This window comes from Methanocalculus sp., from assembly GCF_029762515.1.
In the GTDB taxonomy this organism is placed as follows: Archaea; Halobacteriota; Methanomicrobia; order Methanomicrobiales; family Methanocorpusculaceae; genus Methanocalculus.
In genome coordinates, this window is record NZ_JARVGN010000476.1 from 1 (window position 1) to 1,620 (window position 1,620).

Genomic DNA, 1,620 nt, shown 5'->3' on the forward strand with positions numbered 1-1,620 from the left:
TGGGTCTGCTCGTTCCCGGTTCTGCGGCGCTTGATCAAGATCAGATCAAGATTACCTCCAGTCATGACTGGATCACCGCCGGGCCCGGGACGGGCACTGATGAAACTGCGACCATTACCGTGGTGATTGATAACGAATCGTTCATCAATGAGTCTGTGAAAGTCGATGAGGTATTGTTTTCCTGCGCGAATGAGTTCCTTTATAATGGAGCGGGGAGCAAAATCGGCGATTTATCTTCTTCAAAAGTCTCAGAAACGCAGTACGAAGCGACATTTCATTCAAAAAAGAGCGGCGATGCAACCATTCAGGTGAACGTTAAATACACCGTGGATAAAGTGGAAGGAGGGCCTTTTGAGAGATCCAATGATACCGTCCAGAGAGTGGATCATGCAATGCCCTACGCTTTTGAGTATCTGGACTATGATACCGAAATCACCGTCAATACGGACACGGACATCACACTCCAGATGATCGATAAATATGGAAATGTCGTCGACAGCAGAAAAGAAGATTCGCTCGTGCCAGTTAAAAATGCCGAAGGCGTCAGGTTCCAGTGTTCATCAGAAACAGATGCGGGATTCTGGAAAGATGAGAGTACTCTGACAAATGACATCACGAAATTCGTCGATTCGAAAGGGAACCTCTCGGTGAAATTCAAAGCATCATCTTCGGCGGGAGCGAACCCCGTCAATCTCATCTGTGTCACCGCGGTTCCCAAGATGCTTATCACAATTTATGGAGAAGGTGAATCGACGCCGGCGAGCATGACGACGTCAGTAGATCCCTCATCACGATGTGTGCCTGGCGATGGCGAGAGCACATTTACCATTGTCTATCAACTGTTCGATCAGTTCGGCAATCCATCACCGAACTCTCCACTATATATCCACACATCCATCGACGGTGAAGAACGAAATGTCTTTACCAATGAGGATGGCTATGCAATCCTCACCTATGGCCCTAAGACATCCATCGGGCTCGTGACATTTTATGCCGATTCGCGATTGACTCCGACAGTAAGGGATGATGTTGAGTTACGGTTCACGAGCTCGGATGGAACGTGGTTTGAAGCCTACTCCAATCCTTCCGACCTTAGCAGCTATGAGGTGAAACCGTTCACCAACGGAACGATTTACGCGCGGGTGACCGACAATGTAGGTCGCGGCGTCTGGAATGAGAAAATTTCCTTCAGAATTAACGCATCCTCGATTGAGAATCAAACCGCCGCCCCCATGATGGATCCGAAGATCTATAATCCGGCATCAGATTCCTGGGAAGATTCGTCTGTGGATATCCTCACCGACGAGTACGGCTATGCCGAGGTTCCTTTCAGATCCGGTGAATTCCCCGATCAGGATGCTGAAAATTTCGACCCCTCTTCAAGCGGCTCCTGTAAAGTAACGGTCACGTGGGATCGATCGGATGAACCTGATCAAATCAAAGAGGTGAAGGTCACGTGGAGAAATTATCCGTATATTCGTGCAGAAACAGAAGTGTCTTCCTCAAGCATTCGCCCTGGAGATACGTTTGACGTAACCATCCGCCTGATAGGTGACGGGTTTGCAATTCGCCAGCATTTACCGGTGGATGTTGTACTTCTGCTTGATCGATCGGAGGATA

The 1,620-nt window shown here is 48.6% G+C and carries 1 protein-coding gene; it reads left to right on the top strand.

The window, feature by feature from the left end; all coding sequences use genetic code 11:
* On the top strand, nt 1–1,620 hold a 1,620-nt coding region (locus tag QCH34_RS12340; RefSeq protein ID WP_300334571.1), incomplete at both ends, for a hypothetical protein.